A 15,774-nucleotide genomic window follows, 5' to 3' on the forward strand; every position below is an offset into this window, starting at 1 on the left:
CCGAAAGCTCACTTGGTCGCCTTGACGATGACCTTGCCGGTGACCGTCTCAGGCTCGCCTTGCACCTTCGCCGAGAGCGTGACCTGATAGCGGCCGGCCATCGGCAGGTCCGTCTTAAAGGCGTAGACGCCCGGCTCCTTGGAGGGCAGCGGCGCGACCGCCGATTCCATCTCGGCCATGCCGTCCGGAGCCATGTCGACGCGCGTCTTGAAGATGACGGCATCAAGCACCGGCTTGCCGGTCTGCTTGTTGGTCAAGCGAACGGCGAGCGTGACGTCGTCGCCCTTCTTCATCTCGGCATTGACCGGCTCGAAGGCGTAATCGCCGGCACCCGCCAGAGCGACTGAAGCGGCGAGCGAAAGGGTGGCGGCAACAGCCGCAGTGCTGAACTTGGAAAGCATTGTCCTGTCCTCATGAATTGATCTCGACCGCGACGCAGGAACGCGCACATCAGTCATCGCCGCGCGGGGCGTGCCCGCGCGCGTCTTTGGAGAGATCAGATTCGAGGAGGCCGGAAGGGAGGACTGCCGCCGCGAGAGTCGACGACCTGATCGGCAGGAATGGCCGTTTCCGCTGCCGCGACGGCAAGGAATTCGAAAGCCAGCGGACGAATGTCCGCCAGTGCGACGGTGCCGCCGACACAGCAGAAGCCCATCCCGCACTTGTAGCCGGTGTCGGAACCCGTACCCTTCATGTCGGGACAACAATCGTCCATCGACATGTCGCCGTCGCCGCCGGCCTGCATGGCCGCCTGCATGTCACCCGACGACATCGCGAAGCCGGATGCGGACGCGCCAGCCGGCAGCATCGCCAGGGATATGGCGATGGCGAGTGCCAGGATGGTCCGAACGATCCGCATGAAACGTGCTTTTAACCTTTTGGATACCTTTGGAGCCGCAACGCTGGCCTGAGTACCATAGTCTGCGGCCGAAAGCATTCTTTGATCAAGGTCAAGCATTCGTGACCAAGGCTCCGAGGCCCGTCAGGCCGATCGCCCGCATCCTGCCTCGCCTATTGCGACCTCGATACCAGCTCGTCGGACCGAGCCGTCCGCGACCATAGCAAGGCGAGCGGGCCGAGTGCGATCCCGGCCGCGAGCACGATGAAGGCCAGCAGCCAGCCCTCTGCACGCTGGGGACCACCAGCGGCATCAAGGGCAACCCCGGTTCCCCAGGCTCCGATTGCCGATAAGCCGAACCCGACGGTCGAATGCAGGGCGAGAGTCGCCCCGCGATGCTCCGAGACAGCCGCGGCCGACGTCCCGGCTGTCAATGCACCGGAATCCGCCGGTACCGTCAGGCCATACATCATCAGCAGCAGCGCCAGCAGCCATGCCGGAGCCGTCGCATTCAGGCCGATGACGAGGGCAACGCAAGCCGAGGCGATCATCACCACAGTGATCGCCCGATGTCGCCCGAATTTCAGTGCGGCCTCGTTGCCGAGGATGCTGGCCGGCATGGAGATCACTGCAAAGCAGAAGCTCATCAGGACCGGGCTTAGCCATGAGGGCGCGCCCTGATGCGCGACGACGTAGGTCCAGAAGCCGACCAGCCAGGTGCGAATGCCGTAGAGCTCGAAGCAGTGCGCGCCGTAGCCGAAGATGTAACCGAGCGCCTCGCGGTTGGCGAAGACGGGCGCAAAGTTCAAAAGGCGCCCCGCTCTTGGAGCGGGACTGCGGCTATCGATCAAGAGACACGCGACCACCATCGCGATGGGACCGATGCCGGTCACGTAGAACGCGGTCCGCCATCCCCAGCCGTCGGCGAGGACTTGGGCGATCAGGAACGACAGGCCGACGCCCACCGAGAAGCTCGACGTGTAGAGCGTGACCGCCCGCGAGGTGTCGCCGGCGGGCAGCCGGTCCGTCAGTGCCTTGAGCCCGGGCATGTAGGCACCGGCAAAGCCAAGGCCGGCGAGCGACCAGATGATGGTCCCCGACCAGAAGCCTTGCGCGAAGATGCCAAAGGCGACGGTCGCAAGTCCGCTGACGACAGAGCCGCCGAGGAGCACGAGCCGTGCGTCGATGCGATCGGTCAGCGTCGTCAGCACGGGCACCGCCAGCATGTAGCCAAACGCGTAGCCGCTCGCCATCATCCCGCCCTCGGCGGCCGACAATCCCCATGCCGGCATCAGATGCTGGGCCAGATTAGCGGATAACGTCACGTGCGGCAGCAGATTGCCGAGCTGGCCGATACACATCACCGCAATCAGCGGCCAGCCGCGCAAGCTACGAATGTTCTCCTCCCATCGGACAGGGACTCATTCCGTCTGACCCCCACGAAGCAGCAGAAGCGCGAGGAACGCAGAGACCGAGGCCAGCGCGCCGATCCAGAGCGCGCTGCTGCCGAGATGCTCCACCATCAGTCCCAGCGCAAGGGGCGCGAAAGCGCCCGTTGCCCTGGAAGGCAGCGAAATCATCCCGACACGCCTGCCGAACCCGACCGGCCCAAACAGCGCCAATGGCAGCGTACCGCGGGCAATGGTGATGATGCCGTTACCGGCGCCATACAGCACCGTGAAGACCGGTGCGAGCAAGGGGCCGCCCGCGACCAGCGCCAACACGCCGATCGGATTCATGAGCATGGCGAGCCTCGCCGACAGCAGCGGATGAAACCGGCCAAGCCATCCGGCTTCCAGAAGGCGGGCACCGACTTGCGCGGGTCCGACCAATGCTCCTGCCAGCAAGGCCTGTGCTGGCGTGGCGCCGAACGCAACCAGCATGGTGGGCAGGATGGCCGAGACTCCGGAGCTGACAAAACTCGCGGCCGCAAACATGTACGCCAGCAGTATCATTGCGAAAGTTTCGCTCTGGCGGCCGGATTGCTGGCTCGCGCCCGTGCTCGGTCCGGCCTCCTGATGCAAGGGAGCGGCACGGGGCAGCGCAAGGTTGAGCGGCAAGGCAAGGCCGATGTGGATCACCGCCCATAGCTGGCAGGCCGCGCGCCAGCCGTACTCCGTGGCGAGCCACGTCGTGAGCGGCCAGCCGAGTGTGCTGGCGAAGCCGGCGATCAGGGTGATGCCGGTGATCGTTCGTCGCGCATTGGCGCCGTAAATGCGCGCCAGCGTCGCGAACGCGGCTTCATAGAGGCCCATGCCCATGCCGATGCCGAGCAGGATCCAGGCTGCGATCAGCACCGCTACGCCATAGGCCGCGGACAGCAGCAGCAAGCCCGCCGCAAAAACGAGGTTCGAGACGGCAAGCATGCTGCGCCCACCGAACGTATCGATGGCATGCCCCACTCTCGGACCAAGCAGGCCGGAGATGACGAGCGCTCCCGACAACGCGCCGAATACGTAAGTGGGCGCAAGACCGAGATCGCTTGCGATCGGCGCGGCGAGGATCGCAGGAAGATAGTAGCTCGACGCCCACGCGATGGTCTGCGCGGTGCCGAGCGCGATGACGACGGTGAGCGGGCCCGCAGTGCCTCGGCTCATGAGCAACCGCACCCCGCGCTGCCTGCCTTCTTCGCGGATTCATCGGCGGCACAGCAGGCCGAAGGTTCGGCCTTGGCCGGGCCGCCACAGCATCCCGCCGCAGCGGCGGACTCGACGCTGGAGCGTGTGCAGACGCCGGTCTCAGGCAGCACGAGCTCGACCCGTGCTGCGGCCTCCTTGTCGCCGGCGATGTCGGCGGCGATCGAGCGAACCTGCTCGTATCCGGTCATCATCAGGAAGGTCGGCGCACGGCCGTAGGATTTCATGCCGGCGAGATAAAAGCCGGGCTCATCATGCGCCAGCTCGCGCGCGCCGTGAGGCCGCACCGTTCCGCAGCTATGCTCGTTCGGGTCGATGAGCGGCGCGAGCGCGAGGGGCGCCTCGATCGCCGGATCGAGCCGCAGCCGCAGCTCGGACAGGAACGAGAGATCGGGTCGGAAGCCGGTCGACACCACCAGCTCATCGGCAACCACACTCGGCGCAGCAGAGCCGGCGCCTGCCGAAATCCTGAGGCGGCCTTCGAGCTCCGAAATGTGGGTGACAGCGAAGCCGGTCTCGACGGCGATCTTTCCGGCGGTCACGAGCGCGGCAAAGGCTGACCCCAACTCGCCGCGCGCGGCAAGCTTGTCGTTGCGGCCGCCGCCGAAGGCCGTCGCCGGATCGTCGCCGCGCAACAGCCAAACGGGCCTGGTGCCGGGCGCCTCCTCGGCGAGCTGTGCGAGATCAATCAGCGTGCCCAGCGCGGAATGGCCGGCACCGAGCACGGCCACCGTTTTGCCCGCATATCTTTCGCGAGCGAAGCCGCGCACGGCCGGCATTCCATAGGCGATGCGGCCGGCGCATTCGCGTTCGCCGAACGCCGGCAGACCGTTGCTGCCGGCGGGATTGGGCGAGAACCACGTGCCGGAGACGTCGATGACGGCATCGGCGCGCAGCACTTCGTCGCCTTTGCCGTTCCGGTAGCGGATTTCGAACGGCGCTTGGCCCCGCCCCTTCGTCTTCGCCTTGTCGAAGCCGAGGCGGCTGATCGCCGTGACGCGGCTCGAGGTGCGGATCGTCTCGCGCAGCGGCGTTCGCGTTGCCAGCGGCGCGAGATAGCGCTCGATCAGTTCGCCGCCGGTCGGATAGGAGCTCGGGTCCGGCGAATTCCATCCCGTCGACGCAAGCAGGCGCGATGCGGCCTTGTCGACGTTGTATTCCCAGGGCGAGAAGAGCTGGACGTGCTGCCATTGCCGCACCGCATGCCCGGCCTCGGGTCCGGCTTCGAGCACGACCGGGGACATGCCGCGTTCGCACACATGAGCGGCGGCCGCGAGGCCAACCGGCCCCGCCCCGATGATGGCAACCGTCTTGTCCATTCCGAACTCTCCATCCTTCTAGAATTATGGAATAACTGGCCAAATCAGTCAGGCTGCGGTCTGCGCCTCCTTGCAACCCGCATCTTCCGCACAGCACTCCGCGGCCAGGAAATCGACCAGCCCGCGCATGGCGTCAAAATTGGCGCGGCAGATCAAGGTCGTCGATTCCCTGATCTGACTGACCAAGCCGACCGAGACCAGTGTCTTGATGTGGTGCGACAACGTCGACGCCGGAATCTTCAGCTTGTCTTGCAAGCGGCCGACCGGCATGCCCGCGTGCCCGGCCCGGACCAGCGCGCGATAAATCTGCAGCCGGGTCCGATTCCCAAGGGCCTCCAGGCGTGCTGCTGCGTCGTCGATCTTCATGCGCAACACGATGCGCCCGTGCGCATCAAACGTCAAACCATATTTCTAGAATATTGGAAATTACCACTCACTCCGTGGCCGGAGGTTTCCAGATTGACTTGGCCCCTCCAATTCCATAAATCTGGATATATGGAAACAGAGAAAGCTGTCCTGGCGCTCGCCGCGCTGTCTCAACCGACCCGTCTGGAGGCGTTCCGGATGCTGGTCAGGCACGAGCCTGAGGGTCTTGCGGCCGGCGACCTCGCCCGCCTGTTGGAAGTCCCGCAAAACACGCTGTCGGCGCATCTGTCGATATTGAGCCGCGCCGGCCTCGTGACTTCCGAGCGGCACAGCCGCTCGATCGTCTACCGCGCCAATCTCGACGAATTTCGCGACGTCGCGGTCTTCCTGCTGCGCGATTGCTGCGGCGGACGGCCGGAAGTTTGCGACCCCGTCGTCGAGACCTTGCGATCGTGCTGCTCGCCAAAACGAAAGGAGCGAAGCCGTGTCTGATCACAGGTTTAACGTCTTGTTCCTATGCACCGGCAACTCGGCGCGATCGATCCTGGCTGAGTCGATCCTGCGCAAGGACGGCGGCGGCCGTTTTCAGTCCTTCTCCGCCGGCAGCGCCCCGAAAGGCGCAGTCCATCCGCTGGCGTTGCGCACGCTGGAACAGATGGGCTATCCCACGGACGGAATGCGCTCGAAAAGCTGGCTGGAATTTGCCGCTGCGGATGCACCGGTGATAAATTTCGTCTTCACGGTCTGCGACAACGCGGCGGGCGAGTCCTGTCCGATCTGGCCGGGCCAGCCGATGACGGCACATTGGGGCATCGAGGATCCTGCCGCGACAGAGGGGTCAGAACTGGAGAAACAGGCGGCATTCGTCACCGCGTTTCGTTATCTGAGAAACCGCATCGCTACATTCGTGAACCTCCCGCTGAGGAGCATCGACAAGCTTTCGCTCGGCACCAAGCTGCGCGAAATCGGCCGCTCCGAAGGTGCAACCGATTTGGCGCCGAAGGCCGGCTGATGGACAATTTCGATCTCCCGCGGCGCCTTGCGGCCGAAGCGCTCGGCACGGGCATTCTCGTCGCCACCGTGGTCGGCTCCGGCATCATGGCGGAAACGCTGACCAAGGACGTCGCACTTGCGCTGCTCTGCAACACCTTGCCGACCGGCGCCATCCTGGTCGTTCTCATCACGGTGCTCGGTCCGATCTCCGGCGCACATTTCAATCCCGCAGTGACGCTCGTCTTCACAGGCCAGCGCGAGCTGCCGGGATACGAGGCTGCGTTGTACATAGTCGCGCAGATCGCCGGCGGCATCGCGGGAACGCTGGCGGCGCATCTGATGTTCGGCCTGCCGCTGCTCGACCTCTCGACGAAGGTCCGAACCGGAGGGCCGCAATGGTTCGCCGAAGCGATCGCTGCGTTCGGGCTGGTCGCGACGATCCTGGCCGGCATCCGGTTTCAGCGGACGGCCATCCCCTGGCTGGTGGGCCTTTACATCACGGCCGCCTATTGGTTCACGGCTTCCACGTCGTTTGCCAACCCTGCGGTGGCCATCGCAAGGTCGCTGACGAACACGTTCGCCGGCATCCGCCCCCTTGACCTGCCCGGATTCATCCTCGCGGAACTCTGCGGCGCCTTCGCCGGCATGCTGCTGATGAACTGGTTGCTCGGCCGCTCACGCGCGTCCGCCTCGGTCGCAATCACGGAGACAGCTCGATGACCGTCACGATCTATCACAATCCGGCCTGCGGCACCTCGCGCAACACGCTGGCGATGATCCGGCAGAGCGGCGTCGAGCCTGATGTCATCGAATATCTGAAGACTCCGCCCTCGCGGGACAAGCTCAAGGAACTGATCGCGAGCATGGGCATTCCGGTTCGCGCGCTGCTGCGCGAGAAGGGAACACCTTACAAGGAGCTCGGCCTGGACGATCCCAAATGGAGCGATGAGCAGCTCCTCGAGGTCATGATCGCCCACCCTATCCTCATCAACCGGCCGATCGTGGTGACGCCAAAGGGCACGCGCTTGTGCCGGCCGTCGGAAGCCGTGGTTGATCTCCTGGACAATCCGGTCGGCCGCTTCGTGAAGGAAGACGGTGAAGTGGTGGAAGCGCGCTAGGCCTGCAGGCGCGGCGTGAGCAGGGCTATCGCATTTGGATTTTGCAGAGCCGTCATGCCCGGGCTTGTCCCGGGCATCCACGTTCTTTGCGCCGCGTGGAGAGGCGTGGATGGCCGGACAAGCCCGGCCATGACGCCGTGGAGAGAGTCGGCGCCCATAGCCGACATCTCATATGCGATAGCCCTGCGCGCCTGAGGACGTGCAGTCGAGCTAGCCCAGCAAGCCCTTCAAGCCCGCATAGATCGAGCCGACGCCGGTCGCGGCAACGCCGGCGAGCGGCCCCGCGGTCTGCATGAGGTCCTGGATCAAGCGGGCACGACGGCGCAGCTGTTCCTCGCCGACATGCTGCCCGAGCAGCCGCGCCACCCTGAATGCGAAAGCGTTCGGCTTGCCGCCCTGCGTCAGCACGCGCGGCACGATCTGGAAGATCACGACGCTGAGGATGTTGCCCGAGACGAAGGCGAGCAGGATGCTCGCGCCATACTCGAACACTTCACGCCATTCGATCCAGATCGTCGGAAGGATCGGAACATGGTCATGGATCCCCGTAACCGTCAGCATCGACAGGACGCTGACGGCCGCTGCCAGAAACGCCAGCACGAACGCCGTCAGGGCGGACACCCGGTGCAACGGATAGGCCACGAAGCCGAACAGCAGCGGTATGGCGATCGATGCAATCCGGAGCGGGATCGGGGACACGTTGAAGGTGATGGTCACGAGCACATGCGCGATCACCAGCAGCAGGGATGGGATCGCGACATAAAGCACCGCATGCGTTCCGTAATAGCGCAACGGATTGTTGTAGCGCTCCAGACGGACGTTGACGCGGTCGAGATCGCGTCTGAGCTTGTCCAGCTCGGCAACGATCTCGTCGATCTCGAGGAGCGTCGGACGCACGACACGCAAGTCGCGCGAACAATGCTTGCACGCGATGGCTTCGTCCTTGATCGTCTCGGCGCAGAACGGACATTCCATCGCTAGCGCGACTTCCCTCGCCTCATAATGGCTTCGATCTCGCCTCTGGCCCGCTTCAGTTCATCGCGCAGATCCTCCCGCTTGCGCAAGAGATCGTCGCGCTCGGCAAGCAGCGTGGCCGGAACGGCGATGTCGCGCCCGCACGAGGCGCAGACCAGCGCACCCTCGGCACCTTCGGACCGACAGTAGGGGCACGTCACTTGCGAGTTCACCTGCGAGCTCACTTGGGCGCAACCTTCAGGGTGAAGACGGTCGTGCCCGGCCGGCCATCGCTGTCCTTGATGTCGACACGCATCGTGTACTCGCCCGGCGGCAACTCCGCATCCTGCATGTTGATGCCATCTGGCTGCACGAAGGGCTTGACCCGAGGCGTCAGGTCGACGTTCGGGGTTCGGAGGAAGATCACCTTGACCGATTCCGGATCGATCTTGGCCCCGCCATAGGACTGGAATTTCAGCACCAGCCGCAGAGGAGAATTCGCGGGAGCGCCCGGCGAGACGAACTCGATTTTCGGGCCGCGCATGATGCCGCGCTGATCGACGGCGACCGCGCCCTTGGGAGGCGGCAGCTTGGCCTCCTCTTCCGTGATCAATGGCGCGGCGCGCGAGGATCCCGCGGCCAACAGACCCGCAACCACCAGAGCCAGTAGAGCATTCCGCTTCATTTTCCTTGCCCCCCTTCCCATTCGTCAACGCAAGCCGCCATCGCCGATAATCGTGTAAGGCGCCCAGAACAGCGGATGCGCATAGGCAAACTCTGTCTTGCCCTCGCTGTTGAGATAGCCGGGACCATCGACAAGAGCCATCGTCGCCTGGCGCAGCGCTTCGCTGCGCGACAGCTTGGGATCGTCGGCTTGCCGCTTGAACAGGTCCGTCACCAATTGCCGCGCCGACTGGGAGTGCACCGACCAGTTCGTCACCAGCAGGGCGCGCGTGCCGGCGTAGAAGAACGCGCGGCCCAGCCCGGAGGCCGCCTCGGCCCCTGCGCCTGCGCCGGCGCCGGTATTGCAGGCCGACAGCACGACCCAGTCCGCATCGAGCTTGAGACCGAGAATCTCTTCCATCGTCAGCAGTCCGTCGCCACCCTCGCCCGTCACCACCGGCGACGACAGAGCGAGTGCCGGCTGCGTCAGTCCGTTGAGTTCGCCCGGGACCAGACCGTGGGTCGCAAAGGCCAGGATCCTGAAGCCGGAGAGATTCATGGTCTTCACCGCGCTCTCGGTCGCGCTCTTGCCGAGAAACAGCACCTTCGAGGGATCCGCCTGCAAGGCCAGCGCGATCGACTTCAACTCATCGGCGGTATCGGGAAGCCGAGGCAGCAGACCGAGTTCGGCGCTATCGACGCCGTCGAGCTTGGGACTGTTGCGCCGCTTCAGCGGCCCGCCGCGCGTGATGTTGCCGCCGGCATCGGCGAGCTGAATCCTCTCACCCGTGCCTTCCGCCTCGGCGTGCTGATCGCTGTTGAAATAGGGATCGCCGAACGCGACGAGGTCGCCGCGGCCGGGCTTGCCGGGCGGCAACTGCCGCAGCGTGCGCAGCGCCGCCGCCGACGGCACCGTGGACACGGCATGGGTTCGCGCCAGCCACGGCACGTTGCGATAACCGACGAAGAGCGGGTCTTCGTCGGCGGCCACCTCCGCCGGTGCCGTCGGCAACAAGGCGAGCGGCAGCAGGCCCAGCGCACCGTTGGTGACGACGATCAGGTTCTTGGCCGGCTTCCAGCCGCTCTCGACCGGCTTGAGCAGCAGCTCGTACAACTCATGGCCGAGCTTGAGATCGAACGGTGGAATGTCCGAGATCATCGCAGCCTGTGGCTCGAGCGCTTCACGCAGCTTGCGTATCTTGCTCTCGATGTCGCCGATCCTGGCCTGGACGGCGGCGAATGCCACCGGCCCCGACTTCGGCACGGCCCAGACGAAGCTGCCGTTCTGGCCGAAATAGAACGACAGCATGGCCTCGCCGTCGGTCAGCGTCGCGCGGATCTCGGCGACGCTCGGCGGCCTGGGCGAGACGAGATCGGCATAGATCGGGAATTTCTGCTTGATCTCCTGGCGCGCCTTGTCGCGCTGGCCGCGCAACGCTGCAATCGAGGCCTGTATCTGCTGCACGCCTTTCTCGTCGCGTTCCGCTGCGGGAAGCGCGAGCACGTTGTTAAGCGTACCGAGCTGGGCGTTGACCTGCTTGCTCAGATCCTGCTCCTTGCGCACGAGCTCGGCGAGCGCGGGATCCTTTGCCGCCGCACGCGCACTCGAGGCAGCCAGCGCCTGCTGCACCGAGCGGCCGCGGACGGCATCGGCCAGGCTGAACGTCTCTTCGCCGACGTTGCTGCTGCCTCCTTCGGCCCTGCCGAGCAGCAGCAGATAGCTCTCGACGATGGTCTGCAGCCGCTGGCTGCGCGCGGCCACCACCGTCGTGTTCTCGTCGTCGGCGTTATCGTTGGCGCTCGCCATCATCACCGGAATGGCGGCCCTAAACTCGCGGATTGCGTCGGCATCGCGGCGGGCGCGCATCAATCCGACCGCCAGCGTGCCGCGTGCCGAGGCGGCGTCGAAATGATTCTCCCCCACCCGGGCGATCTGCCTCTTCACGAGCTGCTCCGCGGCGGCAATGCCGGCGTCCAGCTGTCCGGAATCATAGAGGGACAGGATGCGAGAGGGATTGAGCTCGAACACCTGGCGGCGCTGCGGGTCCCAGCCGGCGACGGCCTTTTCTATCCTCGCAAACATTTCGCCCGCTTCGGCGTTCTGGCGGCGAAGCGTCAGGATGCCCGCGAGCTGCGACAGCAATTGCACCGTCGCCTGCGAATCCTCGGGCACACCCACGGTCTTGTTGATATCGAGGGCGACACGGCCGAGCTTCTCGGCCTCTTCGTAGCGGCCCTGATCGACCAAAATGCCCGCCATGCCCATGACGAAGCGCGGCGTAACCGGATTGTACTTGCCGGTATCCTTCAGGCGCGACAGCAGCGCGCGGCGCGCGTCCACCTCGGCCTCGGCCAACTTGCCCTGCTTCGCCTTCATGCGCGCCTGGCTCAACACGGTGCCATCGATCGCCTGCAGCAGAAGGGTCTCGGCCGGCGCACTGTCCGACGCCATGATCGCCTTCGTGCTTGCGCGCTTGCGCAGCTCGGCGGTGCGATAGGCGGCCTCGGCGTCTGCGAACTGTCCGCGCGCCTCGAAGATCGCGGCGCGAGTGAGCTCCAGCTCGCCTTCCCAGCTCTGGCCGAACTTCGCATAGGCCGCACGCCAATTGGGATGGCCGCTGGTGCGGGCCTCCTGGATCGCGGTCTGGCTGCGGCGGAGATAGGCTTCGGCCTGTGCGAGGTCGCCCATCTGGATGAGAACGACCGCGATCCCGCGGTTCGTCACGAACTGAAATCCCTTGGCGCCCGGCATGCTGGCCGATTCGCGCAAAAGTCTCTGCATGATCTCGAGCGCGCGCTTCGGATCGCCCGCGAGCGAGTGTTGCAGGGACTGGAGCTGCAACATGCGCCCCAGCAAATTCGGGCCGACGGCGCCGCGCCCGACCTCCACGGCCTTGTCGGCGTCAGCCATCGCTTCGGCGAGCCGGCCGAGCTGCGCGCGTGCATTGGCGCGATCGAAATAGAGCTGCGCGAGGTCTTGGCGGGATTCCTTGCCCGTGGGCACGGAGTCGGCCTCCGACTTCAATTCCGCGATCATCTTCTCGTTGGGCTTATCGCCGTCGAGGATCGCCGTGATGTCGGAGATGCTGCGCGGCGGGGCGACGAAATCCTTCGGCAGTGCCGTGCCGGCTTCAAGCTTGGGCGCCGTTTCCTTGGGAAGCTCGACGGCGACATTGGCGCGGCCATTGGCGGCGTTCAGCGCCGCCATTGTGCAGGCCCTGACCTGGGGCGAGGCCTTGGCGCGGCAAGCTTCGAGATTGGCGCCGCCGGCGCGCATGCAGGCCTGCACGATCGGCTTGCCGACGCTCATCCGGCAATTCTCGAGCGCTGCTTCCTTGGTCAGCGCGGTCGCGGAGCAGGTCGATCCGAGCAGAATGGCAACTGCCAACAGGTGGCGCGAGGAAATGTCCAGACGGCTCTTGCGCGGATGCGCGGCGTTTAAGCTCATCTCGAAGGACCTTTGGATAAAATGAATTCGAAGAAACGAGGCGATCCTATCCGGCCTGCGCGGAAGGACAAGGGCCATCAATGCGGTTCCCGGAGTCCTCGACGGGTCGGGCAGCTACAGGCGGCACGGTCACGTGGAACCGGTCAGGCGACCCGGGGAATCGGGCCGATCGGCCGCGGGGCGCGGCCGAGCTCAAAGGGCTGAGGACGCGTGCTTAGCCCTTCGAGACCACCGCGCGACCATAGGGCGGTTGCCCCTGGACCGGCGGATTGGCGGTTTGGGCGGCGAGCTCGCCGATCAGGCGGTCGGCATCGGCGGCCATGCCGTCGGGAGCCTGGATCACCAGGCGCTCCAGCGCCCAGCGGTAGGACGAGATGCGCTGCTCAAGGCATTGCTGCACCCACTGGATGATCAGCGAGTTCTCCTGCATGCGCGCGACCGCGTCGTCCCTCTCCCTCGGCGACAGCGCGGAGACACGCGCCATGCTGGCATCGCGCTTCCTGTCGAGATCGATGACGCGGATCGCGGATGCGAAGAACGGCTCGAAGCGGGTGATGTCGTTGCGCACGTCCTCGATCAGCTGCGCGTAGCGCGAGGAATGCGAGCGGTGCGGCTCGTCGATCAGCGTGCGCCCGTACATGGTGCGGTCGAACACGACCTTCTGCCGCCACGGCGAGGGCAGCGCCTTGTAGTCGCCGAACACGCTCTTCCATGCGGGGCGCGACAGCGGCGGCTCGATCATGGGATAGGCGAGGTCGCGAAGCTGGCGCTCTTCGTCGGTGAGCTGGAATTGCGAGGGCCTCAGGCCGACGCTGGAGGTAACCTCCGCACCGAGCCAGCGATGCATGTCGTCGCTGCGCATGCTCTCGCGGGTACGGCCGAAGTCGCCGCCGCTACACGCTGCGAGCGAGGCGCCGAGCAGCGTGAACAGGACGGCCGATAGGACAGGCCGGATCTGGCGGATGACGTCCGGCATTGCATGAAGCCGGATGTCAGCGGCGGCGACGACGGCGCCCCGGCGCTGTGCCCTGCTCCGGCCCGCGATCGCCGCTGGTTTCGTCCGCCTCGCGCTCGATTCGAATCACGGGAAGGATCAGAACCGTTCCCATGTCCGCGCGCGGAGCGACATCCCCCGACGAGCCCACCCGGCGACCGGCCGGAAATTCGATGATGGTCCCCATGTCAGCTCTCTTCAATTGCCGCGCGACCGAACGCGCCCCTGCAACATGCATTCATTAAGATCAGCTCATGGTTAACGGGGTGTAAACGGGCCGCTTCAACCGTAGCCGCACGGACCGCGCCGCGCCGTCCCGTTGCGGCACGACAACGCCTCAAATTGCAGGGCCGGCTTCACGCCTCGTTTTCCTTAACGAGGCTTTAAACGAAGCTGCGCTAGGCTCGCCACCAAGTCTTTCCCGAGTTGCGTACGCCTCCATGACCAAGTCGCTGTTTCCCGGATTCGACGGGCTGATGACCCTGTCCCGTCGCGAAGGTGTCGATGTCCGTCCGACGCTGCTGCGCGTGCTGACCGACCTCTATGTCCAGACGAGCACCCACAGCGACGACGAGCAGCGGCAATTCGTCGAGCTCGCCACGCGGCTGATCGACCAGGTCGACGATGCGACGCGCGCGGCCGTCAAGGCCCGCCTCGCGGTCTATCCGCAGACGCCCGTCCCGATCCTGCAGAAGCTAGGCCTGGTCGCCACCCAGGAAGGCCGCAGGGTTCCACTGGCCCGGGAGATCCCCGCCCCGCCGCGCGCGTCTGCTTCGGCGCGCGTGCCGACCGAGGCCGAGCAACGCATGGCCGCCAACTTGGCGATGCAGCCGAAAGAGGCGGCCGAGATCCACGACATGTTCTTCCGCGCCGGCGCCTCCGAGCGCGCGCTGATCCTGCACAATCTGGCGCAGACCCCGCTGAAAGCCGCCCCCCGTATTCCGACCGTGCGCGCCAAGCGCGCGATCCAGATCCTGGAGATGGCGGCGATCGCGGGCGATATCGAAAGCTTCACCTTCGAGCTCGGCGACAGCCTGATCCTGCCCTCGCGCGTTGCAGCCCAGATCGTCGATGATGCCGGCGGCGAGGCGCTTGCCGTCGCCGCGCGCGCGCTCGACATGCCGAGCCCGGTGTTCCAGCGCATCCTCTTGTTCTTCAAGCCGGAGATCGGCACGTCCGTGACCGCCGTGTACCGTCTGTCGCGGCTCTACGACCGCCTCGCCGAGCGATCGGCGCTGGTGATGCTGGCGGCCTGGCGCGGCTCGACGCTCGCGGTCACCCGCGCGAAGTATCAGTCCTCGCTGCATGACGGGGAGCGCCAGCGCGCACGCGCCGGCGCGAGCCAGACGCGGCCGGGCGTGCAGCCCGGCTCGAGCCCGGCGGTGCGGACGGGGACTAATTCGTCGGATCGCTGATTTGCTTACGCCGCCTCAGCGAGCGGCAGCGGTGAGGCACGCAACGAACTCCAACCCTGTCATTGCGAGCAATGACGGTTGAGGCTACGCCTTCGCCAATTCCAGAAAATGCCGGCCCGCGCGATCCTCGGTCTCGACGATCCAGGCATCCGGATCGAAGCGGATTTCCTTGATCAGCCGCTCCTCGATCGTGTGATCCGGCAGAGGCTGCGGCGCGACAGGGACGAAGAAGCGATCGACCGGCCGACCGTCGTCATAGACGGTCTGCGGCGCCGGCGCATACAGCATCGCATTGCCGTCGAGCAGCGACACCTTCACGAACACCGCGCCCGCCTCCTCGGCACCGCGACGCCGCACGGCGCCGAATACGCCCTCGGTCTGGCAGCGACGGAGGTAAGCCGCCACCCAAATGTTGGATTTCAAACGCATGAGCTAACCCGCGGCGGAGGTGCGCTTGCGCTTCACCACCTTGATCAGCTCTTCGTCGATCCTGCTCTGCCAACCCGGACCTTCCGCCTTAAAGTGATCGAGCACGGCCGGACTCAGGCGCAAGGTCACCTGTTGTTTCGTCGGGGCTCTATTGGGACCGCGGCCCTTCCGCATGCCGGGGAAAACCTCGTCGAAAGTCTTGGCCTTAGCAAAGTCATCCTTGGTCCATTCCGGATTGTCGCTCACAGCTCGCATGTCCCGTGCGGTGTAGCCCTTCTTAGCGACGGCTTTCTTCATAGAGCCTCCTTTCCTTCCTGCTGGCAGGACGCATGCTGACGATGCTGACGCCCTCGGCTCCGAGGGACGCGAAGATCACCGAGATGACGCCACGAATGTTGATACCGATCGCGCGCCAGCGGTTGCCATAAGTGGCCAAAACCAAAGCATTGTCGAAGAAGGTCTCGTTGATATCTGCGAAATCCATCCCGTGCTTGTCGAGATTGGCTCGGCGCTTTGGCTCATCCCAAACGATCTTCACAAGATTATTTTGTAACTACAAAATAATCTGAAGTCAATTGTGGCGACATCCCTCCCCGCGGAG

At 65.3% G+C, this 15,774-nt stretch carries 20 protein-coding genes; 5 read left to right on the forward strand and 15 right to left on the reverse strand.

What is annotated here, in order from left to right; all coding sequences use genetic code 11:
- Positions 1-8: 8 nt before the first annotated feature.
- The 6 genes from ABIA45_RS14485 to ABIA45_RS14510 all read right to left on the reverse strand — a co-directional run bounded on the left by ABIA45_RS14485 (position 9) and on the right by ABIA45_RS14510 (position 5,159).
- Positions 9-401: a FixH family protein gene (locus tag ABIA45_RS14485; protein ID WP_157282446.1), complete on the reverse strand. Its 393-nt coding sequence runs from the start codon at positions 399-401 to the stop codon at positions 9-11.
- A gap of 95 nt (positions 402-496) precedes the next feature.
- The gene (locus ABIA45_RS14490) at positions 497-859 is read right to left on the reverse strand and encodes a hypothetical protein (RefSeq protein ID WP_271545220.1); all 363 of its coding nucleotides are present in this window, start codon (positions 857-859) and stop codon (positions 497-499) included.
- Between the two features lie 152 nt (positions 860-1,011).
- The gene (locus ABIA45_RS14495; RefSeq protein ID WP_275497288.1) at positions 1,012-2,199 is read right to left on the reverse strand and encodes an MFS transporter; all 1,188 of its coding nucleotides are present in this window, start codon (positions 2,197-2,199) and stop codon (positions 1,012-1,014) included.
- Between the two features lie 60 nt (positions 2,200-2,259).
- Positions 2,260-3,435 (reverse strand): MFS transporter, encoded by a 1,176-nt coding sequence (locus ABIA45_RS14500; RefSeq protein WP_404652525.1) that lies wholly within the window; start codon positions 3,433-3,435, stop codon positions 2,260-2,262.
- Positions 3,432-4,793: an NAD(P)-binding domain-containing protein gene (locus ABIA45_RS14505; RefSeq protein ID WP_404652527.1), complete on the reverse strand. Its 1,362-nt coding sequence runs from the start codon at positions 4,791-4,793 to the stop codon at positions 3,432-3,434. The genes ABIA45_RS14500 and ABIA45_RS14505 overlap by 4 nt, the downstream gene beginning before the upstream one ends.
- A gap of 48 nt (positions 4,794-4,841) precedes the next feature.
- A complete protein-coding gene (locus ABIA45_RS14510; protein ID WP_404652528.1) occupies positions 4,842-5,159 on the reverse strand; it encodes an ArsR/SmtB family transcription factor in 318 nt (105 codons plus the stop codon).
- A 129-nt stretch (positions 5,160-5,288) separates the two neighbouring features.
- Between ABIA45_RS14510 and ABIA45_RS14515 the strand changes: the two genes are divergently transcribed.
- The 4 genes from ABIA45_RS14515 to arsC are packed head-to-tail and all read left to right on the forward strand — an operon-like array spanning position 5,289 to position 7,270.
- The gene (locus ABIA45_RS14515) at positions 5,289-5,651 is read left to right on the forward strand and encodes an ArsR/SmtB family transcription factor (protein ID WP_404655677.1); all 363 of its coding nucleotides are present in this window, start codon (positions 5,289-5,291) and stop codon (positions 5,649-5,651) included.
- Positions 5,644-6,171: an arsenate reductase ArsC gene (locus tag ABIA45_RS14520; RefSeq protein ID WP_404652530.1), complete on the forward strand. Its 528-nt coding sequence runs from the start codon at positions 5,644-5,646 to the stop codon at positions 6,169-6,171. The genes ABIA45_RS14515 and ABIA45_RS14520 overlap by 8 nt, the downstream gene beginning before the upstream one ends.
- The gene (locus tag ABIA45_RS14525; protein ID WP_404542389.1) at positions 6,171-6,872 is read left to right on the forward strand and encodes an aquaporin; all 702 of its coding nucleotides are present in this window, start codon (positions 6,171-6,173) and stop codon (positions 6,870-6,872) included. The genes ABIA45_RS14520 and ABIA45_RS14525 overlap by 1 nt, the downstream gene beginning before the upstream one ends.
- A complete protein-coding gene (arsC, locus tag ABIA45_RS14530) occupies positions 6,869-7,270 on the forward strand; it encodes an arsenate reductase (glutaredoxin) (protein WP_157282441.1) in 402 nt (133 codons plus the stop codon). Before ABIA45_RS14525 ends, arsC begins: the two co-directional genes overlap by 4 nt.
- Before the next feature lie 210 nt (positions 7,271-7,480).
- On the opposite strand, the gene ABIA45_RS14535 is transcribed toward arsC, so the two are convergent.
- The 6 genes from ABIA45_RS14535 to ABIA45_RS14560 form a co-directional block, all read right to left on the reverse strand.
- Complete coding sequence (locus tag ABIA45_RS14535; protein ID WP_404652532.1) at positions 7,481-8,245, reverse strand: hypothetical protein; 765 nt, start codon at positions 8,243-8,245, stop codon at positions 7,481-7,483.
- Between the two features lie 2 nt (positions 8,246-8,247).
- The gene (locus ABIA45_RS14540; protein WP_275496507.1) at positions 8,248-8,469 is read right to left on the reverse strand and encodes a hypothetical protein; all 222 of its coding nucleotides are present in this window, start codon (positions 8,467-8,469) and stop codon (positions 8,248-8,250) included.
- Positions 8,466-8,909, reverse strand: coding sequence for a hypothetical protein (locus ABIA45_RS14545; RefSeq protein WP_036042948.1), 444 nt, complete (start codon positions 8,907-8,909; stop codon positions 8,466-8,468). Before ABIA45_RS14545 ends, ABIA45_RS14540 begins: the two co-directional genes overlap by 4 nt.
- A gap of 24 nt (positions 8,910-8,933) precedes the next feature.
- Positions 8,934-12,335, reverse strand: coding sequence for a CHAT domain-containing protein (locus tag ABIA45_RS14550; protein ID WP_404652533.1), 3,402 nt, complete (start codon positions 12,333-12,335; stop codon positions 8,934-8,936).
- 214 nt (positions 12,336-12,549) lie between these two features.
- On the reverse strand, positions 12,550-13,311 hold the full coding sequence (locus ABIA45_RS14555) for a hypothetical protein (RefSeq protein WP_157282436.1): 762 nt from the start codon (positions 13,309-13,311) through the stop codon (positions 12,550-12,552).
- A gap of 16 nt (positions 13,312-13,327) precedes the next feature.
- The gene (locus tag ABIA45_RS14560) at positions 13,328-13,516 is read right to left on the reverse strand and encodes a hypothetical protein (protein WP_036005903.1); all 189 of its coding nucleotides are present in this window, start codon (positions 13,514-13,516) and stop codon (positions 13,328-13,330) included.
- 253 nt (positions 13,517-13,769) lie between these two features.
- Between ABIA45_RS14560 and ABIA45_RS14565 the strand changes: the two genes are divergently transcribed.
- A complete protein-coding gene (locus ABIA45_RS14565) occupies positions 13,770-14,744 on the forward strand; it encodes a DUF2336 domain-containing protein (RefSeq protein ID WP_275509084.1) in 975 nt (324 codons plus the stop codon).
- 84 nt (positions 14,745-14,828) lie between these two features.
- Here the strand turns inward: ABIA45_RS14565 and ABIA45_RS14570 are convergent, their stop codons facing one another.
- Genes ABIA45_RS14570 through ABIA45_RS14580 form a run of 3 tightly spaced genes read right to left on the reverse strand, consistent with a single transcriptional unit; the run spans position 14,829 to position 15,711 of the window.
- Complete coding sequence (locus tag ABIA45_RS14570; RefSeq protein WP_225149869.1) at positions 14,829-15,173, reverse strand: DUF1491 family protein; 345 nt, start codon at positions 15,171-15,173, stop codon at positions 14,829-14,831.
- Between the two features lie 3 nt (positions 15,174-15,176).
- On the reverse strand, positions 15,177-15,470 hold the full coding sequence (locus tag ABIA45_RS14575) for a BrnA antitoxin family protein (RefSeq protein WP_271545231.1): 294 nt from the start codon (positions 15,468-15,470) through the stop codon (positions 15,177-15,179).
- Positions 15,451-15,711: a BrnT family toxin gene (locus ABIA45_RS14580; RefSeq protein ID WP_404652535.1), complete on the reverse strand. Its 261-nt coding sequence runs from the start codon at positions 15,709-15,711 to the stop codon at positions 15,451-15,453. Before ABIA45_RS14580 ends, ABIA45_RS14575 begins: the two co-directional genes overlap by 20 nt.
- Positions 15,712-15,774: the final 63 nt, after the last annotated feature.

The sequence above is a fragment of the Bradyrhizobium sp. USDA 336 genome (assembly GCF_044908355.1).
GTDB classification, from domain to species: Bacteria; Pseudomonadota; Alphaproteobacteria; order Rhizobiales; family Xanthobacteraceae; genus Bradyrhizobium; species Bradyrhizobium yuanmingense.

Coding starts and splice junctions, on each gene's coding strand:
- ABIA45_RS14485 (WP_157282446.1), bottom strand. CDS start 401: ATGCTTTCCAAGTTCAGCACTGCGGCTGTTGCCGCCACCCTTTCGCTC.
- ABIA45_RS14490 (WP_271545220.1), bottom strand. CDS start 859: ATGCGGATCGTTCGGACCATCCTGGCACTCGCCATCGCCATATCCCTG.
- ABIA45_RS14495 (WP_275497288.1), bottom strand. CDS start 2,199: ATGTGTATCGGCCAGCTCGGCAATCTGCTGCCGCACGTGACGTTATCC.
- ABIA45_RS14500 (WP_404652525.1), bottom strand. CDS start 3,435: ATGAGCCGAGGCACTGCGGGCCCGCTCACCGTCGTCATCGCGCTCGGC.
- ABIA45_RS14505 (WP_404652527.1), bottom strand. CDS start 4,793: ATGGACAAGACGGTTGCCATCATCGGGGCGGGGCCGGTTGGCCTCGCG.
- ABIA45_RS14510 (WP_404652528.1), bottom strand. CDS start 5,159: ATGAAGATCGACGACGCAGCAGCACGCCTGGAGGCCCTTGGGAATCGG.
- ABIA45_RS14515 (WP_404655677.1), top strand. CDS start 5,289: ATGGAAACAGAGAAAGCTGTCCTGGCGCTCGCCGCGCTGTCTCAACCG.
- ABIA45_RS14525 (WP_404542389.1), top strand. CDS start 6,171: ATGGACAATTTCGATCTCCCGCGGCGCCTTGCGGCCGAAGCGCTCGGC.
- arsC (WP_157282441.1), top strand. CDS start 6,869: ATGACCGTCACGATCTATCACAATCCGGCCTGCGGCACCTCGCGCAAC.
- ABIA45_RS14535 (WP_404652532.1), bottom strand. CDS start 8,245: ATGGAATGTCCGTTCTGCGCCGAGACGATCAAGGACGAAGCCATCGCG.
- ABIA45_RS14545 (WP_036042948.1), bottom strand. CDS start 8,909: ATGAAGCGGAATGCTCTACTGGCTCTGGTGGTTGCGGGTCTGTTGGCC.
- ABIA45_RS14550 (WP_404652533.1), bottom strand. CDS start 12,335: ATGAGCTTAAACGCCGCGCATCCGCGCAAGAGCCGTCTGGACATTTCC.
- ABIA45_RS14555 (WP_157282436.1), bottom strand. CDS start 13,311: ATGCCGGACGTCATCCGCCAGATCCGGCCTGTCCTATCGGCCGTCCTG.
- ABIA45_RS14560 (WP_036005903.1), bottom strand. CDS start 13,516: ATGGGGACCATCATCGAATTTCCGGCCGGTCGCCGGGTGGGCTCGTCG.
- ABIA45_RS14565 (WP_275509084.1), top strand. CDS start 13,770: ATGACCAAGTCGCTGTTTCCCGGATTCGACGGGCTGATGACCCTGTCC.
- ABIA45_RS14570 (WP_225149869.1), bottom strand. CDS start 15,173: ATGCGTTTGAAATCCAACATTTGGGTGGCGGCTTACCTCCGTCGCTGC.
- ABIA45_RS14575 (WP_271545231.1), bottom strand. CDS start 15,470: ATGAAGAAAGCCGTCGCTAAGAAGGGCTACACCGCACGGGACATGCGA.